Origin of the sequence: Kitasatospora sp. NPDC004615, from assembly GCF_042873545.1 — a bacterium.
GTDB lineage: Bacteria > Actinomycetota > Actinomycetes > Streptomycetales > Streptomycetaceae > Kitasatospora.
In genome coordinates this window covers 40204-62350 of record NZ_JBIALQ010000001.1, presented here as the reverse complement: position 1 = coordinate 62350, position 22147 = coordinate 40204, and the positions used below count along the sequence as shown (strand labels likewise).

General features: G+C 72.3%; 23 protein-coding genes and 1 pseudogene. 8 read left to right on the top strand and 16 right to left on the bottom strand.

Going from position 1 to position 22147, the window contains the following annotated elements; translation table 11 throughout:
- Positions 1-16: 16 nt before the first annotated feature.
- Positions 17-541 (bottom strand): MarR family winged helix-turn-helix transcriptional regulator, encoded by a 525-nt coding sequence (locus tag ACFYS8_RS00310; RefSeq protein ID WP_387633723.1) that lies wholly within the window; start codon positions 539-541, stop codon positions 17-19.
- A 154-nt stretch (positions 542-695) separates the two neighbouring features.
- Between ACFYS8_RS00310 and ACFYS8_RS00305 the strand changes: the two genes are divergently transcribed.
- Positions 696-1106, top strand: coding sequence for an organic hydroperoxide resistance protein (locus ACFYS8_RS00305; protein WP_387633721.1), 411 nt, complete (start codon positions 696-698; stop codon positions 1104-1106).
- Positions 1107-1395: 289 nt separating this feature from the next.
- Here ACFYS8_RS00305 and ACFYS8_RS00300 read toward each other — a convergent pair whose 3' ends face one another.
- Positions 1396-2178: an SGNH/GDSL hydrolase family protein gene (locus ACFYS8_RS00300; protein ID WP_387633719.1), complete on the bottom strand. Its 783-nt coding sequence runs from the start codon at positions 2176-2178 to the stop codon at positions 1396-1398.
- 148 nt (positions 2179-2326) lie between these two features.
- On the opposite strand from ACFYS8_RS00300, the gene ACFYS8_RS00295 reads away from it, so the two are divergent.
- On the top strand, positions 2327-2458 hold the full coding sequence (locus tag ACFYS8_RS00295; protein ID WP_387633717.1) for a DUF6126 family protein: 132 nt from the start codon (positions 2327-2329) through the stop codon (positions 2456-2458).
- Between the two features lie 14 nt (positions 2459-2472).
- Here the strand turns inward: ACFYS8_RS00295 and ACFYS8_RS00290 are convergent, their stop codons facing one another.
- Both ACFYS8_RS00290 and ACFYS8_RS00285 read right to left on the bottom strand, forming a co-directional pair.
- On the bottom strand, positions 2473-2814 hold the full coding sequence (locus ACFYS8_RS00290; RefSeq protein WP_387633715.1) for a MazG-like family protein: 342 nt from the start codon (positions 2812-2814) through the stop codon (positions 2473-2475).
- 153 nt (positions 2815-2967) lie between these two features.
- Positions 2968-3330 (bottom strand): UBP-type zinc finger domain-containing protein, encoded by a 363-nt coding sequence (locus tag ACFYS8_RS00285; RefSeq protein ID WP_387633713.1) that lies wholly within the window; start codon positions 3328-3330, stop codon positions 2968-2970.
- 378 nt (positions 3331-3708) lie between these two features.
- Between ACFYS8_RS00285 and ACFYS8_RS00280 the strand changes: the two genes are divergently transcribed.
- Both ACFYS8_RS00280 and ACFYS8_RS00275 read left to right on the top strand, forming a co-directional pair.
- Entirely contained in the window at positions 3709-4284 is a 576-nt protein-coding gene (locus tag ACFYS8_RS00280; protein ID WP_387633711.1) for a TerD family protein, read from the top strand.
- A 163-nt stretch (positions 4285-4447) separates the two neighbouring features.
- Positions 4448-5431, top strand: a complete 984-nt coding sequence (locus ACFYS8_RS00275; protein ID WP_387633709.1) for an aldo/keto reductase — start codon at positions 4448-4450, stop codon at positions 5429-5431.
- Positions 5432-5575: 144 nt separating this feature from the next.
- On the opposite strand, the gene ACFYS8_RS00270 is transcribed toward ACFYS8_RS00275, so the two are convergent.
- The 4 genes from ACFYS8_RS00270 to ACFYS8_RS00255 all read right to left on the bottom strand — a co-directional run bounded on the left by ACFYS8_RS00270 (position 5576) and on the right by ACFYS8_RS00255 (position 8966).
- On the bottom strand, positions 5576-5806 hold the full coding sequence (locus tag ACFYS8_RS00270) for a DUF6296 family protein (RefSeq protein ID WP_387633707.1): 231 nt from the start codon (positions 5804-5806) through the stop codon (positions 5576-5578).
- A gap of 149 nt (positions 5807-5955) precedes the next feature.
- The gene (locus ACFYS8_RS00265; RefSeq protein ID WP_387633705.1) at positions 5956-6855 is read right to left on the bottom strand and encodes a hypothetical protein; all 900 of its coding nucleotides are present in this window, start codon (positions 6853-6855) and stop codon (positions 5956-5958) included.
- Complete coding sequence (locus ACFYS8_RS00260) at positions 6852-7943, bottom strand: SPFH domain-containing protein (protein WP_387633704.1); 1092 nt, start codon at positions 7941-7943, stop codon at positions 6852-6854. The genes ACFYS8_RS00265 and ACFYS8_RS00260 overlap by 4 nt, the downstream gene beginning before the upstream one ends.
- Positions 7944-8096: 153 nt before the next feature.
- Positions 8097-8966, bottom strand: a complete 870-nt coding sequence (locus tag ACFYS8_RS00255; RefSeq protein WP_387633702.1) for an NAD(P)-dependent oxidoreductase — start codon at positions 8964-8966, stop codon at positions 8097-8099.
- Between the two features lie 213 nt (positions 8967-9179).
- On the opposite strand from ACFYS8_RS00255, the gene ACFYS8_RS00250 reads away from it, so the two are divergent.
- A complete protein-coding gene (locus ACFYS8_RS00250; RefSeq protein ID WP_387633700.1) occupies positions 9180-9497 on the top strand; it encodes a DUF6191 domain-containing protein in 318 nt (105 codons plus the stop codon).
- A gap of 61 nt (positions 9498-9558) precedes the next feature.
- Here ACFYS8_RS00250 and ACFYS8_RS00245 read toward each other — a convergent pair whose 3' ends face one another.
- Positions 9559-10335 (bottom strand): VOC family protein, encoded by a 777-nt coding sequence (locus ACFYS8_RS00245; RefSeq protein WP_387633698.1) that lies wholly within the window; start codon positions 10333-10335, stop codon positions 9559-9561.
- A 186-nt stretch (positions 10336-10521) separates the two neighbouring features.
- Between ACFYS8_RS00245 and ACFYS8_RS00240 the strand changes: the two genes are divergently transcribed.
- Positions 10522-10944: a hypothetical protein gene (locus ACFYS8_RS00240; protein ID WP_387633696.1), complete on the top strand. Its 423-nt coding sequence runs from the start codon at positions 10522-10524 to the stop codon at positions 10942-10944.
- On the opposite strand, the gene ACFYS8_RS00235 is transcribed toward ACFYS8_RS00240, so the two are convergent.
- From ACFYS8_RS00235 to ACFYS8_RS00225, 3 genes and pseudogenes are all read right to left on the bottom strand, one after another.
- The gene (locus ACFYS8_RS00235) at positions 10888-11898 is read right to left on the bottom strand and encodes an SGNH/GDSL hydrolase family protein (RefSeq protein WP_387633694.1); all 1011 of its coding nucleotides are present in this window, start codon (positions 11896-11898) and stop codon (positions 10888-10890) included. The genes ACFYS8_RS00240 and ACFYS8_RS00235 overlap by 57 nt on opposite strands.
- A 68-nt stretch (positions 11899-11966) precedes the next feature.
- Positions 11967-13157 carry a glycosyltransferase gene (locus ACFYS8_RS00230; RefSeq protein WP_387633692.1) on the bottom strand — a complete coding sequence of 397 codons (1191 nt, stop codon included), beginning with the start codon at positions 13155-13157 and terminating at the stop codon, positions 11967-11969.
- A gap of 287 nt (positions 13158-13444) precedes the next feature.
- Positions 13445-14581 (bottom strand): annotated as a pseudogene (locus ACFYS8_RS00225) (glycosyltransferase family 4 protein); the annotation flags it as partial.
- Between the two features lie 423 nt (positions 14582-15004).
- On the opposite strand from ACFYS8_RS00225, the gene ACFYS8_RS00220 reads away from it, so the two are divergent.
- Entirely contained in the window at positions 15005-17734 is a 2730-nt protein-coding gene (locus ACFYS8_RS00220; RefSeq protein WP_387633690.1) for a TIM-barrel domain-containing protein, read from the top strand.
- 185 nt (positions 17735-17919) lie between these two features.
- Here ACFYS8_RS00220 and ACFYS8_RS00215 read toward each other — a convergent pair whose 3' ends face one another.
- Positions 17920-18342, bottom strand: coding sequence for an avidin/streptavidin family protein (locus tag ACFYS8_RS00215; protein ID WP_387633688.1), 423 nt, complete (start codon positions 18340-18342; stop codon positions 17920-17922).
- Between the two features lie 270 nt (positions 18343-18612).
- Between ACFYS8_RS00215 and ACFYS8_RS00210 the strand changes: the two genes are divergently transcribed.
- Positions 18613-19443 carry a pentapeptide repeat-containing protein gene (locus tag ACFYS8_RS00210; protein ID WP_387633686.1) on the top strand — a complete coding sequence of 277 codons (831 nt, stop codon included), beginning with the start codon at positions 18613-18615 and terminating at the stop codon, positions 19441-19443.
- Positions 19444-20069: 626 nt separating this feature from the next.
- On the opposite strand, the gene ACFYS8_RS00205 is transcribed toward ACFYS8_RS00210, so the two are convergent.
- The 3 genes from ACFYS8_RS00205 to ACFYS8_RS00195 form a co-directional block, all read right to left on the bottom strand.
- Entirely contained in the window at positions 20070-20642 is a 573-nt protein-coding gene (locus ACFYS8_RS00205; RefSeq protein WP_387633684.1) for a rhodanese-like domain-containing protein, read from the bottom strand.
- Positions 20643-20775: 133 nt separating this feature from the next.
- Complete coding sequence (locus ACFYS8_RS00200) at positions 20776-21732, bottom strand: sulfite exporter TauE/SafE family protein (RefSeq protein ID WP_387633682.1); 957 nt, start codon at positions 21730-21732, stop codon at positions 20776-20778.
- A complete protein-coding gene (locus ACFYS8_RS00195) occupies positions 21729-22106 on the bottom strand; it encodes a rhodanese-like domain-containing protein (RefSeq protein ID WP_387633680.1) in 378 nt (125 codons plus the stop codon). The genes ACFYS8_RS00200 and ACFYS8_RS00195 overlap by 4 nt, the downstream gene beginning before the upstream one ends.
- Positions 22107-22147: the final 41 nt, after the last annotated feature.

The following is a 22147-nucleotide window of genomic DNA, read 5'->3' as shown; positions in this document are numbered from 1 at the left end:
TGAGGATTCTCGACGCTCAGGCGCCGGCCGCGTCCAGGTTCGCGGTCAGGCGGGTGAGCAGTTCGCGCAGGGTTCGCAGGTCGGACAGGGGGAGTCCGGCCGCGGCGCCGATGTGGCGCGGGACGGCGCGGGCGGGCTCGCGAAGGTCGCGGCCGGCCTGGGTGAGCGAGACGATCACCGACCGCTCGTCCTGCGGGCTGCGCTCGCGGGCGATCAGCCCCGTCGCCTCCAGCCGCTTGAGCAGCGGGGAGAGCGTGCCGGAGTCCAGCCGCAGGCGCTCGCCGAGCTGCTTGACGGGGAGTTCGCGGTGCTGCCAGAGCACCAGCATCACGAGGTACTGCGGGTACGTCAGGCCCAGATCCTTCAGCGCCGTCCGGTAGACGCTGCCGAATGCGCGGGAGGCGGCGTTCAGCGAGAAGCAGATCTGCTGGTCGAGCAGGAGCAGGTCGGAGCCGGCGGCCGCGAGTTCCTCCAGCGTCGTGATCGTCGGGTCGGTGCCGGTCCCGGCCCTGGCTTCGTCCTCTTCGTCGTGGCTGGTCATGGCTCAAGGGTAGCAAGCGGCCGATTCAGTTGTGCGCAATTGAATTGTGTGCTGTAGTTATGGGGCAGGACAGGGCAGGCCGGAGACGGCGCCGGCGGAAACGCTGCCGGACACCGGTCTGAGATCAGGTATGGACGAGACAGGAGAGCTCGGAATGGAACCGCTCTACACCGCAGTTGCCACCTCGAACGGCCGCGAGGGCCGCTCCGTCAGCTCGGACGGCAAGCTCGACCTCAAGCTGTCGCTGCCGCCGGCGCTGGGCGGCGACGGCGTGGGCACCAACCCCGAGCAGCTGTTCGCGGCCGGCTACGCGGCCTGTTTCTCCGGAGCGCTCGGTTTGGTGGCCCGGCAGGCGAAGGTCGACGTCTCGAACGTCTCGGTGACCGCCGAGGTCACCATCGGCAAGGACGAGACCAGCTTCGCCCTCTCGGTCGTCCTGCGGGTGGAACTGCCCGAGGAGCTGGCCGGCGAGACCGGTGAGCAGCTGGTCAAGCAGGCCCACCAGGTCTGCCCGTACTCCAAGGCGATCAGCGGGAACGTTCCGGTGGAGCTGGTCGTCGAGTAAGACGAGGCAGGGGTCTCACCTGGGGACTGCGGGCCGCCGACCGCGTGGGGGCGGGGCGGCCCGCAGTGGTGTCCAGGCGCTGTTGGGCATGGCCGGGCCAGGGCATGGCTGGCCGGGGTATGGCCGGGCCTGGGCACGGCGGGGTATGGCATGGCTGGGCCCGGGCATGGCTGGGTCGAAGTCGGGTCTGGCGGTGGTGAATTGGGGCTCGGGCCGGGTGGGTTGCGTCCGGGCCGGGTGGATCGGGGCTCGGGTCGCGTGGATTGCGCCTCGGGCGGGCCGGGTCGGGTCAGAGCGGGAGCAGCTCCGGGCGCTTCGCCTCGATGTGGTCGCCGGACGACTCGCCGCGCAGGCGGCGGCCCACCCACGGCAGCAGGTAGGTGCGGGCCCACTGGAGGTTCTCCCGGCGCTGCTCGGCCGGGGTGGTGACCGGCGCCGGCGGCCAGGCGGCCTCCGGGTCGCCGGCCTCGGTCAGGCCGAGGGCGCGCGCCGCCAGCAGCGCCACCCGCTGGTGGCCCTCCGGCGACAGGTGCAGCCGGTCGTCCGACCAGGCCCGGCGGTCGTGCACCGCCCGCAGCGACCACAGGTCCGCGACGGCGAGACCGTTGCGGTCGGCGATCGCCCACAGGTGCGAGTTGTAGGTTGCGACCTTGCCGCGCAGGTGGCGCAGCACCGGCACGTTGCGGGTGTCGAAGCCGGTGCAGATCAGCACCTTCCCGGCGTGCTCGCGCAGTTCCAGCACGGCCGACTCGAAGTGCTCGGCGATCAGGTCCGGGTCGCTGCCCGGACGCAGGATGTCGTTGCCGCCGGCGCACAACGTCACCAGATCGGGCTGGAGTTCGCGAACCTTCGGGACCTGCTCGGTGACGATCTGGTCCAGCAGGCGGCCGCGCACGGCCAGGTTGGCGTACCGGAGATCGGACTCCGGGCGCCGCTCGGCCAGCATTCCGGCCAGCCGGTCGGCCCAGCCGGCGAACTTCCCGTCGGGGCCGGGGTCGTTCAGGCCCTCGGTGAAGCTGTCACCGAGTGCGGCGTAGGAACTGAGGTCAAGGGTCTCCTGGTAGTCGGCCATGGAGGAGATAGTTCACTGTGTGAAGTGACCTACGCCACCGTAGGTGGCCCTAAGTGGCCCGTGATCTCCGCCACGGGCCCCGTACGGCGTACCCTGCAAAGGCCGGAACGGCAGAACCAGGACGGGACAGGACGACAGGAGGACCGACGTGACCAGCTCCGCCGTGCGTGAGGAGAAGGCGCGGCGCAAGCAGATGCTGATCCGTGCGCTGATCTACATCGTGGGTACCCACGTGTTCGCCGGATTCGTGCTCCTGCTGTTCGCCGTCGGGCACCGCTGACGGGTCGGCCCGCCTCAGTTCGGGGCGGCGTCGGACTCCGTTGTCGGCAGCGCGCGGGCAGCGACCTTCGCCAGGTGCGCGTCGAACGCGGCGGCCGGGTCCGGATGCACCCGGGTCAGCGCGACCATCGCGGTGATCACCACGTCGCACAGTTCGGCCGCCACGTCGTCCCAGGTGTGCGAGAAGCCCTTGCGCGGGTTCTGGCCGAGTGCGCCGATCACCGCCTCGGCCACCTCGCCGGCCTCCTCGCTGATCTTCAGGCACTGCAACACCCGTTGCATCTCCGGGGGTTGAGTGCTTCCCTCGGCCAGCCACGCCGCCAGTCGCCGCACCGTCTCCCACTGCTGCGCGTCCACGTTCCCGCCCCTTCGCCGTCGCTGCCGCCGTCGCTGCCGCCGTCGCCGCTGCCGGTCCGTGCGGGTGGCCGCGCCGGCCCGCGTCGCACCACAAACCGACCGTACCCGGCACGGATGGCGGCGCGGGTACGGTCGGTTGTGGTGGGCGGGGAGTCAGCGCAGGCGCTGCTGCCAGTCGATCGGGACGTGGCCGGCCGGGCCCGGGGTGGGCTGGGTGACCGGGTGTGCGGACGGGCCGGCGAGCGGCGGGCCCTCGTAGAACTGTTCGGTCTCGGTGTTCCAGAACCAGTCCTCGCCCGGTTCGAAACTGGTCAGGAACGGGTGGCCGGCCGACCGGGCGTGTGCGGTGGCGTGCTGGGACGGTGAGGAGTCGCAGCACCCGATGTGTCCGCACGCCGCGCACCTGCGCAGGTGGAACCACCAGCCCTGGCCGTCGCCGGCCAGACACTCCACGCAGCCGTCGCCGCTGGGCGGCACCTTCGGATCGATACCGGGGATCGTCGTGTCATCACTCATCTGGGGCACCTCCTCGGAAAGGGTATGCCCGGGGCGACGGCCGACGCCGGTAGGCGGCCCCGGCGCGGCGCGGCGGGTGACCTGGGCGGCGCGCGGCGGGTGACCTGCGGGGGGACGCTGCGAGTGACCTGCGGGGGACACCGTGGTCGGACCTCGCGAGAACCGATCCGACGATCAGGCCGGTGCTGCTCGGTGTGGTGCCGTCAGATCCGGTGCCGCGCGGTGACTTTTTGGGACGCTGCTGGTGCGAAGGTGGATTCCGTCCTGTTCTACAGTGCTGTAGATTCAACTTCGGGGCCTGCGCCCGCATCACGCGGCGGCTGCCGGCCGCCGGGCCGAACTACCGGGCCCGGTACGGGGATACCACAGGAGGGCAACATGGGAGTCTCGCTCGCCAAGGGCGGAAACGTCTCGCTGACGAAGGAGGTCCCGGGGCTCACCTCCGTCATCGTCGGCCTCGGTTGGGACGTCCGGGCCACCACCGGCGCGGACTTCGACCTCGACGCCAGCGCGCTGCTGTGCAGCGAGGCCGGACGGGTCCTCAGCGACCAGCACTTCGTCTTCTACAACAACCTGCGCAGCCCGGAGGGTTCGGTCGAGCACAGCGGCGACAACCTCACCGGTGGCGGCGACGGCGACGACGAGCAGATCCGGGTCGACCTGACGGCCGTTCCGCCGCAGGTCGCGAAGGTCGTCTTCCCGGTGTCGATCTACGACGCCGAACAGCGCCGCCAGAGCTTCGGCCAGGTCCGCAACGCCTTCATCCGGGTCGTCAACGACGCCGACGGCACCGAGGTCGCGCGCTACGACCTGAGCGAGGACGCGTCCACCGAGACCGCGATGGTCTTCGGCGAGCTCTACCGCTACGGCGCCGAGTGGAAGTTCCGCGCCATCGGCCAGGGCTACGCCTCCGGCCTGCGGGGCATCGCGCTGGACTACGGCGTCAACGTCTGAGCGGGCGTAGGCCCTTGGCGGGTACGCGCCGCTGATCGAGCCGGGCCGTCCCGGTGCCGTTGGGCGCCGGGGCGGCCTTCGGGTCTGCACGGCCGGTGGGGCCGGTGCCGTCCGGGGAGTGTCGGGGGTTGGGCCGCGTCGGGCGTTGTGGCAGGCTCGGCGCATGGAACAGCGTGTACTTGGCCGGACCGGGCGTCCGGTGTCGGTGGTGGGTCTCGGGACGTGGCAGCTGGGCGCCGACTGGGGCGTGGTGCTGGAGGACGACGCGCTGGCGGTGCTGGACGCCGCCGCCGACGCCGGGGTGACGTTCTTCGACACCGCCGATGTCTACGGGGACGGCCGCAGCGAGCAGTTGGTCGGTCGCTTCCTGAAGTCCCGCCAGGACGACGAACTGCTGGTCGCCACCAAGCTCGGCCGCCGGCTGCCGCAACTGCCGGAGAACTACACCCTCGCCAACTTCCGTGAGTGGACCGACCGTTCGCGTCGGAACCTGGGCGTGGACCGACTCGACCTGGTGCAGCTGCACTGCCCGCCCACGGCGGTGTACTCCAGCGACGAGGTGTTCGACGCGCTCGACACCCTGGTCGAGGAGGGCCGAACCGCCGCGTACGGCGTCAGCGTGGAGACCTGCGCGGAGGCGCTCACCGCGATCGGCCGGCCCGGCGTCGCCAGCGTGCAGATCATCCTCAACCCGTTCCGGCTGAAGCCGTTGGACGAGGTGCTGCCCGCCGCCGAGAAGGCCGGCGTCGGCATCATCGCCCGCGTCCCGCTGGCGTCCGGCCTGCTGTCCGGGAAGTACACCAAGGACACCCTGTTCGGTGCGGACGACCATCGCACCTACAACCGGGACGGTTCCGCGTTCGACCAGGGCGAGACCTTTTCCGGCGTCGACTTCGCGACCGGGGTGGAGGCCGCCGACGAGTTCGCCCGCCTCGCCCCGCCCGGCGCCACCTCCGCGCAGACCGCGCTGCGCTGGATCGTCCAGCAGCCCGGCGTCACCAGCGTCATCCCCGGCGCCCGCAGCCCCGAGCAGGCCCGGGCCAACGCCGAGACGGCCGCTCTGCCGCCGCTGTCGCCGCAGACCCTGGACGCCGTTCAGGACCTGTACGACCGCCGCCTGCGGGCGCAGGTGCACTCGCGCTGGTGAGCGGCTGAGAGCCGGTTGACCGGAACGGGAGAGCCGGGTGACCGGAACGGAGAAGTCGGTCGACCGGAACGAACGGGAAAGCGCTTACCGGAAGGTGTCGGGCAAACGCTTTCCCGTTGGTACCGGCGGCGGGGAGGCCGAGGCTCAGGGCAGTGGTTCGGCGTGCATCGGCGTTCGGGGGGCCTGATGGCCGCCGGTGGCCATCATCCGGACCTCGCCGGCGTCGCTGATCTCGGCCTGCACGATGCCGGACGGGTCCGTGTACACCGGGTGCCCGCCGGGGCCTCGGGTGCCGGTCGCCTCGACCACCACCACGTCCTGTTCGGCGTGGCCTCCGGTCTCCCCGGGGAAGGTGAGAGCGAATCGTCGAGCCATGGCCGGACCTCCTTCCCGTCGTTCGTTCCATCCTAGGCAGGGCCCCGCCGCCGGTCGCTCCCGGACGGCGGGGCCCGCTGCCCGTCCGGCCTGCGGCGTTCCCCGGGAGGGGCCTGCGGCGACGTGCGGTCGGGGGACGCGGGGCGGGCTCAGGCGAGCAGGTGGAGGCGTTGCGCGGCCGGGCCGACGCGGACGGTCTGGCCCCAGGTGAGGTGCAGGGCGTCGGACTCGATGCCGTCACCGAACGCCACCAGCCGCTCGGACTCCACGGTGAGGGCCAGCCGCTGCTCCGAGGTCAGCAGGCCCTCGACGCGCGAGGTGCCGGTGACCGGGGACGGCCACGCCTCCCGGACGAACCAGGACAGCTGCGGCACCGTCGGCGCGGGCAGCGGCAGCCGGCTGGACCGCTCCAACCACGCCGAGCGGCACCACCCCGTCGCGCCCGTGCCGGTGCCGACGAGCACGCCCGAGGATGCCTGCGACTCCGCGTCGCCACCCGGTGCGGACAGCCGGTAGCGGGCGGTCTGGTGGCCGGGCTGCCCGAGGTAGATCTCGTTCAGTGCCAGCAGCCGCTGGGTGTCGTCCGCCACCGCCTCCACCATGGTGCGCAACTCCAAGCGCCGCTCCGCGCCCGGCCCGACGGCCGCCCGCAGCAGCGGCCCGGCCTGCCCCGGACGGTGTCGCACCAGGATGCCCGGATTGCGGCCCGGCTCCGCGTCGATGCCGATCACCGGCTGCCCCGACAGGTACTTGGCGGTGTTGGCGACCAGCCCGTCCTGGCCGACCACCACCACCAGGTCCTCGGGCCCGAACAGGAACCGGTCCAGGTCCGCCCGCTCCACCCGGGTCTGCCGCCAGTCCAGCGGCACCGCCGCCGACACCTCGGCCAGCGCACTCCGGGCCAGGTCGTGCCGCTGCTCCGCCTCGTCGAGCGAGCGCCCGCGGCCGGCGAGGAAGAACTCCGCCTGGCCATGCGTCCCGTGATGGGCGATCAACTCCTGGTACTCGGTGCGCCGGTGGACCAGCACCACGCGCGGAGCGAGGCTCATCGGACCGGTCGATCCGTGTCGCCGGCCGGACCCGTCGGGGTGTGGGGCGTCGTGGCGGGCGTCGGGGTGGAGAGCCGGGTGAGCAGGCCGGTGAGCACGTCCGGGGTGAGGGTGACGCTGTCGATCCGCGGCAGGTGTTCGGCCAGCCGGATCAGGGCCAGCGCCTGCAGGATCTCCGGCCCGACCTGCTGGTGCGCCGTCAGCCACGCCGCCTCGGCGGCCGCCTTCGCCTCGCCCAACGCCCGTACCGCCTCGGCCTGTTGAGCGGCCAGCGTGCCGGCCGCCTCGGCCTCCGCCACCGCCAGCCGGGTGCGTCGGGCGGCCTCGGAGTCGGTGCGCACCGCGTCCGCCGCCGCCTTCTGCTCCGCCTCGCGGCGCGCGTTCGCGCCCTGCTGCGCCACCAACTCCTCTTCGCGGCGCGCCAGTTCGATCTGGCTGGCGAGTTCGTTCTCGGCGATGGCGCGTTCCCGCTCGACCGCGACCGCGCGACGCTCGTAGGTCGCCCGGTCCGCCTCCTGCTGGACCTGCTCCCGGGCCGGGGTGCGCAGCGCCCGCTCCAGCTCGGCCTCGGGCCGGACGGCGGTGACGCGCACCGCGAGCACCGTCAGCCCGATCTCGCCCAGCCGGGGCTCGGTGCCCAGGCCTTCGGCGATCCGCTCGCGGACTGCCGTCACACCGTCAACCAGAGTGTCCGCGAGGGGAGTTCGGGCGATCAGCTGGAGGGCGTGCTGCTGCGCGGTCTCGGTGAGCAGGGTGGCGAGCTGGGCGAGCGGCTCGGCGCGCCAGCTGCCGGTGTCGGGGTCGATGCCGAAGTCAAGGCGGGCGGCGGCGACCGTCGGATCGCTGATCCGGTAGGTGACGGTGGCCTGCACCGCGAGATCCTGGAAGTCGGCCGTGCGGGCGTGGAACATCATCGCCAACTCGCGGTCGTCGACCGGTACTTCGGATATGGCGGCGGTGAGCGGCCGGAACCAGAAGGCGAGTCCGGCGCCTTCGTGGGTGAGCTGTCCGCCCCGGAGGTGGCGGATGTGGCTGGTCGGTGCGGAGCGCAGGTGGCGGAAGCCGAAGCGGCGGGTGATGTCGGCCATGGGAGTCGCGGCGTCCTCTCTTTTCGTCTCCATGACGATAAGCGGGGGTGCCGGTTGTCGTCAATACGACGAAAAGAGGGGGTAGGCTACGTTCGAGGCGGGCTGTGGGTGGCTGTGGGCCTGGTTCTGGAGTGGTTCCGGTGGCCGTGGGCCTCAGATGGCGGCCCGGGTGCGGGAGGTGGCGGAGATCGCGGCGAGGTCGCTCTCGCCGTGGCCATGGGCGACGGCCTGCAGCAGGGAGTCGCGCAGCAGGGAGGCGAGGGGGAGGGGCACGTTGGCGCCGGCGGCGGTGTCCAGGGCGAGGTTGACGTCCTTCAGCCCGAGTGCGAGGCGGAACCCGGCCGGGTCGAAGGACCGCTCGGTGATCATCGCGCCGTAGCCGGCGTAAACCGGGCCGGGGAAAAGGGAGTTGGTGAGGACGTCGAGCAGCGCCGACGGTGCGAGACCGTTCGCCTCGGCGAGTACGGCGGCCTCCGAGAACGCCTCGATCGCCGACACCAGAAGGAAGTTGGCGCTGATCTTCGCCACGTTCGCGGCCGCCGGGTCCTCGCCGAGATGCCAGGTGCGCCGGCCCATCGCGTCGAACAGCGGTGCCACCCAGTCGAGTTCGGCCGCCGGACCCGACGCCAGGATGTTCAGGTTCCCGACCGCCGCGGCCTCCGCCCGGCCCAGCACCGGAGCCGCGATGTAACCCAGCCCGTGCTGCGCGTGCAACTCGGCGGCCCGGCGTGCCAGCCCCGGAGAGACGGTCGCCATGTTGACGTGCACGGCGGCCCGCGCGGCGGACAGCAACTCCTCGTTCAGCAACAGGCGTTCGACCACCTTGTCGTCCGCCAGCATCGAGATCGCCACCTCGGCGCCGAACGCCTCCGCGAGCGTCCCCGCCGCCGACGCCCCGTCCGCGACCAGCTCGGCCACCGGCTCCGCCGACCGGTTCCACACCCGCACCGAGTGCCCCGCATCCAGCAGCCGGCGAGCCATCGCCCGACCCATCGCACCCAGACCGACGAAACCGACGTCCATGCTCACTGCCTCCGGCGGGGTGGGTGCGAACGGTGCACGGTGCTCCGAGGGCGATGCTACGACGCCAATCCGCGAGTCGGCCGGTGCGGCGCGGCCGGGCGGCTGGGGTACGAGGGGTGTTGGCCGAGTTGCGGTGGCCGTTCGCGGGGGATGCGCGAGGCGCTGTGCCGCGAGGCCCTGTGCGGAGGGCGGCCGGGCGGTGATACTGACCGAATGGGGTTCATCGTCTTCATGACGCTGCCGGGCCTGGTGCTGCTGCTCACCGCGCTCGCGGTGGTCGACCAGGTGCTGCTGCGGGCCGGTCGCGCCGGTCTCCTGCCGTGGCGGCCCGGCAGCCGGCAGGGGCAGGTCTCGGCGACCGGATTCGAGCAACTGCACGCCCAGTTCTCGGCGGGCAAGCAGAACGAGCTGAAGGAACGCCAGTCCGCGCTGATGCTTCGCGACGAGGACGAGGACGGCGCCCCGTCGAACCGCAGCCGGATCGACCTCGCGCGCGGCTCGGCCGTGATCCGCCTGCCAAAGCCCAACTGACCGGCGCTTACGGGGCGGTTCGCCGCAAGAGCCGGTCAGTTGGGCTTCGGCAGAGCGCGGATCAGTCCGTCGGCAGGGGCTGGACGAGGGTGAACGTCGCGCCCTGGTCGTCGGACGCCACGGACATCCGGCCGTACGGTGTGTCGAACGGGGCTTGAGTGACGCGACCGCCCAGGCCGGGCACCTTGGCCGCGGTCGAGTCGACGTTCTGCACGGTGAAGATGACCATCCAGTGCGCCGGCACTTCGCGCGGAGTGTCCGCCGGCAGTTCGCCGATCCCGCCGACCGTGCCGTGCGGCAGGTCGAGGGTGGAGTACTTCATCGAACCGTCGGACACCTCGCCGTACTTGTAGCCGAACACCTCGCGGTAGAACCTGCGGTTGCCCTCGTAGTCGCGGCTCATGTTCTCGTTCCAGGCGACCGTGCCGTCCTCGTTGGCGACGCCGAAACCGGTGTGGTCGCCGGACTGCCACACGCCGAACACCGCGCCGCCGGGGTCCGCCGCGATCGCCATCCTGCCGAGGGTCATCACGTCCATCGCGGGCGACAGGACCTTCCCTCCGGCCGCGGTGATCTTCGCGACGGTGTCGTCGACGTTGTCGGTGGCCAGGTAGGTGGTCCAGGCCGTGGGCATCTCGGGCTTCATCTTCGGGCCGATGCCGGCGATGTTCGCGCCGTTCTTCAGGGCCAGGCTGTAGCCGCCGACGTCCTTGCCGCCGCGCTGGACCTGCCAGCCGAGCAGACTGCTGTAGAACGTGACGGCCTTGTCGAGGTCGTCCGCGGACAGATCGACCCAACAGGGCGTTCCAGCAGGCCATGCGGTGCTTCGGGTGACCATGTGTGCCTCCGAGTGGTCCGGGTTGCCGGATTGAGCACTGCACCGTAACCGGGCCACCGAGACTGCGCCGGGGCCCAAGGGCGGCACTTAACCCGTTCCAGGGAGGGGATTCGACTGTTTGCCGCCGCCGAACGTCTCGACCGGACAGCGCTCGGGAGGGGACCGCGCGCTGGCAGGATGAGCGGCATGAACGCCGACGAAAGCCCAGTTCTCGAAGATCTCGTCAACTGGCGTGGTGAACTCGACGACCTGGTGCGAAACGCACGCCGCGCAGGTCAATCGGCCCACGCCGTCGTGGATCGCGCCGTCGTGGATCGCGCCGTCGTGGATCGCGCCGCCCTTGAGGCCGCCCTGGCCAAGGCCACCGACGGCCTTGTGGCATCGGCCGAGCTCACCACGTGGGCCCAGGTGGTGCACCTCCACGATGGCCTGGACCTCGAGGACGGTCATGAGGACTTCGTGGCGCAGTTCCTCTTCGAGGCATCGACCCCAGAACTCTTCGAACCGATCACGCCTGAGTTCTGTCAACGCTGGCTGGACAAGATCCGCGCCTCACTCGCGATTTCGAAAGGTGTCGAACGAGGCACGGAGCGCGACCAGCGGCACTGAACGACCAACCTTGCCGGTCGCGCGGTGACCGGGGTGCCCGCTCCGGGGGGCGTGGCGCGCCGGTGGCCCCGGCAAGTGCGTTGCGCTAGCGGGGCGTTGAGGTTTTCGCGGTGGGCGGGGCCGGCTGGGGCCGGGTGTGGTGAGGCGGGCGATGATGGCGGCGGTGGTTCGGGCCTCCGCGTGGTCGAGGCGACGGGACGAGCCGCGGAGGAGATGGCGGGCCTCGATCGCGGCGAGGGCGAGCAGGCCGGGGAGTAGGTCGGTGGAGCGGGCCGCCAGCCAACGGGTGCCACGGGTGGCCATCCACCACAGGTCGGCGCCGGGGACGGGGACGGGGGTCGGCAGCTCGGCGGGTGGCGGGCCGACCGCGTGGCCGGATTCGGCGAGCAGGGTGTGGAAGCCGCGGGCGATCAACTGGTGCCCGGCGGCGCTGGGGTGGAGCCGGTCCACGCTCAGCAGGCTGCGCCGTTCCGTCCAGGGCAGGTCCGCGAGGTGCAGGTGCACCGCGTGGTGGTGCTCGGACAGTGCGTGGATCACCGCGTTGACGCCGCGCATCCGGCGCGCCAGCGGGCGGGCGAGCGGTGCGGGAAGTCCCAGCAGTCGGCCCGGGTCGGGCAGGCAGGCGGTGAGCGGGACGGTGCCGGATGACGCCAACGAGGATAGGGCAGCGCTGAATTGACGTGCCGTCAGGTCGAGTTCGAAGGAGGCTCGCAGGGTGTCGTTGCCGCCCACCAGCACTGCCGCGTACTGCGGGCGCAGGGCGAGTGCGGTGGGTAGTTGGGAGACCAGCAGGTCGCGGCTGAGGGCGCCGCTGTTGGCGAGGTTGCGGAAGTCTACGGGGCCTGGCGAGAGGCTGGGCGCGAGCAGTGCCGCCCAGCCTCGCCAGCCGCCGGGGACGGGGTCGCCGACGCCCTCGGTGAGGGAGTCGCCGAGCGCAGCGAACCGAACCGTCATCACGTCCCTCCAGTGGGGTTGGGTGGGTGTGGAATGCGGTGGGGGAGTGGGCAGTTGGGGTCTGCGCACTACGGTGCGAGGTGGTGGGCGGCGGGTGCGGGGACGGTGGCGTGGTGGGCGGCGGGTGCGGGGACGGTGGCGTGGTGGGCGGCGAGGAAGGCGGTGACGGCGGCGTCCCAGCTGAACCGTTCGGCCCGGGCGCGGGCGGCGGCCCGGCGTTCGGCCTCGGGGCGGTCCAGCAACTCCCTTATGGCGTCGGCGAATCCGGGGCCGGTGTCGGCGGCCGCGAGGCCGGCCCGGCCGACCACCCGGGGCAGTGCGGAGGAACGGCTCACCGCGACGGGGGTGCCGCAGGCCAGCGTCTCGAGTGCGGCCAGGCCGAAGGTCTCCACCGGGCCCGGCGCGATCGCGGCGTCGGCGGTCGCCAACAGGGCTGCCACGTCGGTGCGTTCGGCAAGGTGGCCGAGGAACGTCACGGGCAGCCGTAGTTCGGTGGCCTGCCGCTCCAGGCGGCGGCGCAGCGGGCCCGTTCCGGCGACGGCCAGCACCGCCGGGACGCGGTGGTGGCGGCGCAGTTCCGCCAGTGCCTGAAGCGCCCGTTCCGGACGCTTCTCGCCCGACAGCCGCGAACACATCACCAGCAGCACCTGGTGCGGATCGGCCAGTCGCGCCCGCAGCGCCGGGTCGTGGCGGGCGGGGTGCATGGTCGTCAGGTCGACACCCAGCGGTGCCTGGGCGAGGTTGTCGGCGCCGATCCGCTCGAACTCCTCGGCCGCCCACGCCGTCGTGCACAGCACCGTGTCGTAGGCCTGCGCGGTGCGGGAGTTGAGCCGGTCCGCGAGGCCGCGTGCCGCGGGCCGGGGCAGGCCCCAGGTGCCGAGGACGCCCGTGGCGCTCTCGTGCGAGACCATCATCGACCGCACTCCGTGCGCTCCGGCCCAGGCGCCCGTCCAGCGCAGCGTGGTGCGGTCCGAGACCTCCAGTCGGTCCGGCGCCAACTCCGCGAGGACGGCCGCGAGTTGACGACGGTCCCGGAGCACCCGGTAGCCGCCGCTGCCCGGCACCCGGGGCCCGGGCAGCGTGATCACCCGGCCCTGCTCGGTCCACTCGTCGCTGCGGCGCGGCCCCGGGACGACCAGCACCGGCTGGTGGCCCGCCGCCAGGTAGCCCGCACCGAGGTGCCGGAGCGCCGTCCGCAGGCCGCCGGACACCGGCGTGACGAAGTTCGCCACCCGGACGATACGCAGTTCGCTGTTCACGCCGGCTGCTCCTCGACCAACTGACCGGCCGTGCGAGCGGTGAGGTCGGAGCCGGGCTGCACGTCGGCGGGGGTGGAAGGGGAGGGCTGCGGAGGTGTCGCTGGCGGCGGGACGGTGGCCGGTGTGTCGGCGTCGGCGTCGGCGTCGGCGGAGGTCGGGGAAAGCGCTTTCCCGTTGGTGTGGGCCTGAACGGGGACCGACGGCCCGTCGTTCGGGGTGGCAGTTGGCCCGGCCGTGCTGGAAAGCGTTTTCCCGTTGGTGTGGGGGAGTGTGCCCGCAGGGCGGGTGCGGTGCTCGGCGAGGATGTCCTCGTAGTGCTGGATGAGCTGGTCGCCGACGGCCTCCCAGGTGCGGTCGGTGACGTCGGTGCGGCCGGCCGCGCCGTAGCGGGTGCGGACGTCGGGGGCGGCGGCGAGGGTGGCGACGGCGCGGGCGACGGCCCCGGGGTCGCGCGGGGCGACCAGCAGGCCGGTGCGGTGGTGGCCGACCAGGTCGAGCGGGCCGCCGACGGCCGGTGCGACCACGGGGACGCCGCTGGCCATCGCCTCCTGGATGGTCTGGCAGAAGGTCTCCAGCGGGCCGGTGTGCACGAACACGTCCAACGTGGCGAAGCAGCGGGCGAGTTCGGCGCCGGTGCGGCGGCCGAGGAACACCGCGCCGGGCATCGCGGCCTTCAATGTAGGGGCGCTCGGTCCGTCGCCGATCACCACGACCCGCACCCCGGGCAGCCGGGAGGCCTCGGCGAGCAGGTCGACCCGCTTCTCCGGGGCGAGCCGCCCGACGTAGCCGACCAGCACCTCGCCGCCGGGGGCGAGAGAGCGGTGCAGGGCCTCGTCCCGGTGGTCGGGGTGAAAGCGCGCGGAGTCGACGCCGCGCGCCCAGATCCGGACGTTGCGCACGCCGTGCGCGGTCAGGTCCTGGGCGGCGGGGGTGGACGGGGCGAGATTGCGCGCGGCGGACCGGTGCACGGATCGGATCCGTGCCCAGGCGAGCGCCGATCCCAGCCCCCGTCCCATCCGGTACGCCTGCGCGTACCCGGCCAGGTCGGTCTGGTAGACGGCCACCGTCGGCAGGTCGAGGCGCTCGGTGATCCGGGCGGCCCGCGCACCGAGCACGAACGGACTGGCGAGGTGCACCACGTCCGGCCGGTGGGCGGTCAGCGCGGCGGCCAGGCGGCGGCTGGGCAGCGCGATGCGTACCTGCGGGTAGCGGGGCAGCGGAACGGACGGAATGCGCACCACCGGCAGCGGTTCCCGGTCCGGGCCGAAGGACTGCGGCGGGCAGTGCGCGCCGCGGGCCGGCGCGGGCGTGATCACCAGTGGCTGGTGACCCCGCCGGACGAGGTGTTCGGCGGCCCGCAGCACGCTGTGGGCCACGCCGTTGACCTCGGGCGGGAAGGACTCGGTGACGATGGCGACTCGCATGCCAACGTTGTGGCCAAACAGGGCGTGCGCCCGGACAAAGGGATCTTTCCCGCAGGCGAACGTCTGCCGCCATTTCCGCACACCCAGGCGGCGCGGCTGCCGGCCCGTCGTGCGTTTCGAGCAAATGCTCTGCGCGCTATGCGCGAAGCTGCGCAGAACGCGGCTTGAACGAACGCTTGACGTCACATCGGGTTGCTGCTGCGATATGTACCGCTCAACTCGCCGGATCGGCCCCACCCCTCAACCGAACGGCCCCACAAGCGACTTGGCGCACCCCCACCCCCCTCATCCGGTTCGGCCCGGCGACGCACTTCCCACCCTCCGCCCCCCCGCGCCCGTACAGGAGGAACCAGCATGCGAACCCCACTGCCAAGGCCGGGTAGCCCGAGCCGTCGGTACACAGCGGCCACGCTCGTGCTGCTGATGCTGGCGACACTGTTCGCCGTCGTCGGCCCGGCCGCCGCCGCACGCGCCACCACCGCCGGCAACGCCACCGGCGTCACCCGCTCGGGCGACACGTTCACCGTCACCACCTCCGGCAAAGCCGCCGCCCGGATCCAGCTGGCCCGCGCCGACATCTTCCGGATCTGGCTCTCGCCGAACGGCGAGTTCACCAACGACCCGGCCGGCAGCGACCTCGCCGTCACCACCTCCTTCGGCAGCGTCGGCGCCACCCTCGCCGACGCCGGAACCTACTGGCGCATCGACACCAGCGCGATCGCCCTGCGGATCAACAAGTCCCCGCTCACCTTCGCGCTCTACCGCGCCGACAACACCACACTGCTCTGGGCCGAATCCCAGCCCACCAGTTGGACCACCAGCCAGACCACCCAGTACCTGAACCGCGGCGCGGACGAGCAGTTCTACGGCACCGGCCTGCACCTGGGGGAGTGGGCGCTGCGCGACAAGACCGTTCCGGTCGCCGTCTCCAACCAGTGGACCGAGAACAGCAACGCCAGCCCCGCCCCGTTCTACATGTCCACCAACGGCTACGGCGTGATGCGCAACACCTGGGCCCCCGGCAGCTACAACTTCGGCACACCCGCCCAACTCACCCACAACGAAAGCCGGTTCGATGCCTGGTACTTCGCCGGGAACTCACTGAAGGACGTGCTGAACGCCTACACCGACGTCACCGGCAAACCCTTCCTCGCCCCCATCTGGGGACTCGAACTCGGCAACGCCGACTGCTTCAACGCCTCCAACCCCGCCTACACGGGCGACCACAACCGGCCGCGCCACCAGACCACGCCCGACGTGGTCGGCTACGCCACCGACGCCCGCGCCGCCGACATGCCCTCCGGCTGGTTCCTGCCCAATGACGGCTACGGCTGCGGCTACACCGACCTGCCCACGGCAACCGCCGGCCTGAACGACCGCGGCTTCCACACCGGCCTGTGGACCTCCACCGGCCTGAGCAACATCAACTGGGAAGTGGGAACGGCCGGTTCGCGCGCCGTCAAGACCGACGTGGCATGGATCGGCGGCGGCTACAAGACCGCGTTCACCGGCGTCAACCAGGCCGTGGCCGGCATCGAGAACAACTCCGACGGCCGCCGCTTCGTCTGGACCGTGGACGGCTGGGCCGGCACCCAGCGCAACGCCGTCGTGTGGACCGGCGACACCCACGGCACCTGGGACGCCATGCGCTGGCACGTCCCGTCCATCGCGGGAGCGGGCCTGTCCGGCCTCAACTACGCCTCCGGGGACGTCGACGGCATCTACGACGGCAGCCCGAAGACCTACGTCCGCGACCTCCAGTGGAAAGCCTTCACCCCCGCCTTCATGACCATGTCCGGTTGGGGCGCGAGCAACCCGTCCACCGGCTACAACGACAAGCAGCCCTGGCGGTTCGCCGACCCGTACCTGTCGATCAACCGCAAGTACCTGCAGCTGAAGATGCGGCTGATGCCTTACATGTACACCATGAGCCGGATCGCCACCGACACCGGCGTGCCCGCCACCCGCGCCATGGTGCTCGAATACCCGGAAGATCCGGTCGCACGAGGGAATCTGACGAGTGGTCAGTTCATGGCGGGTGATTCGTTCCTGGTCGCCCCCGTGGTCAGCGACACCTCCGTGCGCGACGGAATCTACCTTCCCGCAGGCAACTGGACCGACTACTGGACCGGAAAGACCTACACCGGCCCGGGCTGGCTCAACGGCTACAGCGCACCGCTCGACACCCTGCCGCTGTTCGTCAAGTCCGGTGCCATCGTGCCGATGTGGCCGCAGATGAACTACACGGGCGAGAAGCCCGCCTCCACCCTGACCTACGACATCTACCCGCGCGGGAACTCCTCCTTCAGCCTTTACGAGGACGACGGCACCACCCGCGCCTACCGGAGCGGCGCCTACTCCCGCCAGCAGGTCAACGTCACTGCGCCCAGCGGAGGTTCGGGTGACGTCACGCTGGCCGTCGCCGCCGCGAACGGCAGCTACACCGGTCAACTCGCCGCCCGTGACTACGAGTTCACCGTGCACGCGGCTAGCGCGCCGAACGGCGTCACGGCGGGGGCGTCCACGCTGGCCCGGCTGAGCAGCAAGGCCGCGTACGACGCCGCAAGCACCGGTTGGTACTTCGACGACGCCGACCGTTCCGGCACGCTCTGGATCAAGGCCGGCAACCACGCCGTCACCAGCGCCTTCAGCGTCACCGCGACCGGCCTCACGCTGCCCACCGGTACCCCCGTCACCGCCAGCGGCCCCATCCCGCAGGCGAATTGGAAGGTAGTCTCCACCGACAGCCAGGAGACCGCCGCGGAGAACGGCGCCGCGACCAACGCCATCGACGGCAACAGCGGCACCCTCTGGCACACCCAGTGGTCCACCACCGCCACCCCGCTGCCGCACGAGATCCAAATCGACCTGGGCGCCCGCTACAGCGTCGACAGCCTGACCTACCTGCCCCGCCAGGACGGCGGCGTCAACGGCCGGATCGGCAACTACGAGATCTATGTCTCCGACAGCACCAGCAGTTGGGGCGCCCCCGTCGCGGCCGGGACGTTCGCCGACACCTCGGCCGCGAAACCCGTCAACTTCACTGCGAAGAGCGGGCGTTACGTACGTCTACGAGCCCTGAGCGAAGCCGGCAACCGGGGCCCGTGGACCAGCGCCGCAGAGATCACCGCCACCGGAACGCCCGTGCCGTAGCCGGGAGTCCGCCCGCCTCGTGCCTGCCCCGACCCGCCACGCGGGAAGGGGCGGGCACGAGGGCGTTCTGCGCGGGGTGCTCGGGGCGACGGTGCTCAGGGCGGCGGCGCTGAGGACGGCGACGCTCAGGGCGACGGTGCTCAGGGCGGCGGCGCTGAGGACGGCGACGCTCAGGGCGGCGGTGCTCAGGGCTTCGGATGCGGCAGCGGGCGCGCAAGCCGGCGGACCTCGTCCAGTCGGGCCGGGTCGGGCTCCTGGCGGGTGAAGAGATCGTGCCCGACCACCGTCGACTCCCACTCGTCCGGAGCCTCCGCGGAACGCGTCAGCAGCCAGGCGGCCGAGATCCACTCCGCCCCGTTCCGCTGGTACTGGCCGCTCCAGGCCGTCACCGAACCCGCGTCGCCCAGCTCGTTGTGCCAGGCCACCGCCCAGCCCACCGCCGTCCCGTGCCCGGGCTGCGCCGGTGCCACCAGGCGTCCCACCAGCGGATACGCTCCGCTCGCCAGGCCCGTCGCCGAGACGTAGGTGCCGGTCAGTGAACCCTCCGGACCCTCCACCAACCGCATGTGCGAACCCAGTTCGCTGTACCAGTCGCCGGTGATGCCCACGCTGCTCCTCCCGTCGTCGCCCCCGGCCGCACCGTGTCCGGCCCGGACACGGCAGCCACCACTGTGCCGCCCCCGCCCGCCCGGGCAACGGCGACGCGCGGACGTCCCACGACGGATGACCCGAGCTGCGGACGCCCCGGGGCCGCTCAGAACCTGCCGCCCCGGGGCCCGGATGCCCCCGGGGGCGGGTGCACCCCCGCGACCGGGGAGAATGGTGTCCGGACGGAACGATCCGAGCCCGCCGCCCCGCCCCGCAGGAGACCCCGCACCGTGACCGATCAGCAGCACCCCACCCAGACCGGCCGTCGCCTCGACCTGCTCGCCGACTGCTCCTCCTGCTTCGGGCTGTGCTGCGTCGCCCTGCCCTTCGCCAAGTCCGCCGACTTCGCGGCCAACAAGAACGCCGGCACCCCCTGCCGCAACCTCGACGCTGCCTACCGCTGCGGAATCCACGTCAAGCTGCGCGACCGCGGCTACCAGGGCTGCACCGTCTTCGACTGCCTCGGCGCCGGCCAGAAGATCTCCCAGCACACCTTCGAAGGCCGCAGCTGGCGCGAAGACCAGGACACCGCCCGACAGATGTTCGACGCCTTCCCGGTGATGCGGCAACTCCACGAACTGCTCTGGTACTTGACCGAGGCGCTGGAGCTCCCCAAGGCCCGCCCGGTGCACGCCGAACTGCGCCGCGCGAGCGATGCCATCGACGAGCTGACCCGCCGGGACGCCGCCGCCCTGATCTCCGCCGACGTCCCCGCGATCCGCGCCGAGACCAGCGAACTCCTACTGCGGGCCAGCGAGTTGACCCGCAACGCGCTGCCCGGCAAGAAGCGCAACCACCGCGGCGCGGACCTGATCGGAGCCAGGCTCAAGGGTGCCGACCTGCGTGGCGCGAACCTGCGGGGTGCCTACCTGATCGCCGCCGACCTGTCCGGCGCGGACCTGCGCAGTGCCGACCTGATCGGGGCCGACCTGCGCGACGCCGACCTGCGTGGCGCGGACCTGACCGGGGCGCTGTTCCTGACGCAGTCCCAACTGGCCGCCGCCAAGGGCGACTCCACCACCAGCATCGGCTCCGGACTGGTCCGGCCTGCGCACTGGTGACGCGCCGGTTCGCCCGGTAGGTGGGTGGGCGTGGCGCGTCGGAGGGGGCGCGAGGGGCGCGCGGGGAACCCGGAAACGGGATTAATGGACTGCGGCCGGTGCGGTGCGCGCGTATGGTCATGAACTCCCCGACGCGAGAGGAGGATCATCCGCGATGGGACTGTTCAGAGACGCCCCGCCCACTGCACATCCGGAGTTCACCAACCTACGGTTCATGGCCGCCGGTTCGCCCTCGTGGTGGAAACGCAACCGCCACAAGGTCGTTGGCATCGTCGGCCTGCTGATCGGATTCTGGCTGGCCGGACACCACGACACCGCAGCACCCGCAACACCCGCAACACCGGCAACACCGGCGGCACCCGCGGCGCCCACCGCACCCGCCGGGTCCTGCACCCCGACCGGGCACTGACCGCCGGGCACGGACCGCTGGAAAGTGACCACCGGGCGCTGAGTGGCCGACGCCGCCCGTGAGTTGGGGTTCAGCCGTCGACGACCGATGACACACGTAGGCCCTCGGTGCCACCCGTTCGGACAACGGGTGGCACCGAGGGCCGAGTTCACTCACCGCCGCTCGGCCTGGCGTCCGGATCGGACGCGGGGCGCTTCGACGGAGGTGGCTTCAGGCGTTACTTGCCGCCGTGCAGGGCGCTGAGCGTCGCCTCGAACGCGGCACCGGAGTTGCGCGGACGGTTGTACGGCAGCTTGCTCAGCATCGAGCCCATCGCGCAGGTGTTGGTGGCCGCCGAGAACGCCAGACCGAAACCGACCGCGGCCGACACCCAGCGCGCGCCCGGTACGGCCAGGTCGACCACGACGCCGGCCAGCACCAGCGAGCCCGCCACCATCCGGACCTGGCGGTCCAGGCCCCAGCGGACCTTCTCGCCCGGCACCTTGTTCAGCTGGTGGCCGCCGGCCGCCCAGGCGGCGGTCCCGCCGGAGACCAGCAGCGTCGTGATCCCGGCGGCGGACAGCTGCTCGCACGCGTTGACGGCCCGGGCGCCCGAGGCACAGGTGATCGCCAGCTCGCCGCGGGCGGCGGCGGCGCGCAGGGCGGGCAGCGCCTGCGACAGCTGGTCCAGCGGCACGTTGTGGGCGCCGGGAATGTGGCCGCCGGCGAACTCGCCGGGCGACCGCACGTCGATGACGGTCAGCTGCTGAAGCCGGGGCTGGAGCTGGTCGACGGTCAGGGGCGTGGTCATAGGTAGTGGGGCCTTTCGGGCAGGAGTGACCCGGCATGCGGTTGCCGCCGGGCGGGGGAGTGGACCGAAAGCGCAGGTGGGGCTGCGCGGTGGAGGTGGCGCGGTGCCTGGTGCGGGGCTGTGGGCCCGGCGGTCAGAGCACCGCGTCCACCAGCATCAGGGCGGCGACCGCGAGCAGGGCGCCGGCGAAGATGCGCTGCAGGGTGCGGCCGGACAGCTTGGACGCCAGCCGCTTGCCGTCCCACGCGCCGAGGATCGCAGCGGCCGCGAACGGGCCGACCACGGCCCACGGGATGTCGGCGGCACCGCCGAGGCGGGGCAGCAGTGCGGACAGCGAGTTGAGCGTGATCACCAGCAGGCTGGTGCCGATCGCGTCGGCCATCGAGAACGCCAGGAACGACACCAGCGCGGGCACGGCGAGGAACCCGCCGCCGACTCCCAGCACGCCGGTCGCCGCACCCAGCCCCGCCCCCGCCAGCGCGGACCGCCGCGCGGACGCGGGAACGGGTGAGGTGGCGGATGTGTCCGGCTGATCGGTGTGGTCGTGGCTCTCGGAAGGCAACGGGAAAGCGTTTTCCGTGTGCGGGTCCGCGACGCGCAACGTCCCGGACGCGCCGTCGGCCGTCGCCTGCGACACGCCCGTCCCGCCGTCGAGCACCCGGGCCGGTTCCGGCGCCCGGGTCTGGGCCGGAATCGACGCGTGCCCCGCGACCCGGCGGCTGCGCGGCGCGCGTCCGGCGGACAGCATCCGCCAGGCGGCCAGTGCGGCGAGCAGCGCGAACGCGGCGGTCAGCGCCGAGCCGGGCAGATGACGGGAGAGGGCGCCGCCGAGTGCCGCGAACGGGAGTCCGGCGGCACCGAACAGCAGGCCGCTGCGCCAGCGGACGCGTCCGGCCTTGGCGTGCGCGACCAGTCCGGTGAGGGAGGTCACGGCGACGATCAGCAGGCTGGCGGTGGTCGCGGTGCCGGGAGTCAGGCCGAGCAGGTAGATCAGCGCGGGGACGGCCAGCATGCTGCCGCCGCCGCCGAGTCCACCGAGGGCCAGCCCGACCACCGCGCCGGCGATCAGAGCAAGGATGACGGCGGTCATATCGCGGTGCCGCAGGAACACTCGCCCTGGTGCGACGGAAGCCCCGCCTGCAGCCAGGCGCGCATTCCGCCCACCACGTTGACCGTCCGCACGCCGCGCGCGTTCAGCAGGTCGGTGGCCACCTGCGAACGGTTCCCGGAGCGGCACAGCGCCAGCACAAGCGGTCCGTCGGCGCCCGGTACGAGGTGCCCGTCGAGGGCGCCGGGGCTGTTCAGGCTGCCGAGCGGGACGAGGACCGAATCCGGGGCGTGCACCTCGGCGTACTCCGCGGGCTCGCGGACGTCGAGCAGCAGTGCCTCGCCGGCGGCGGCCAGGCGGTGCGCCTCGGCGGCGTCGATCTGCGCGGGAGCGGGCGGCTGGTGGAACAGGGCCACGGGGTCCTCCTGGGCGGTGATGAGGGTGGGACGTGCGGGAG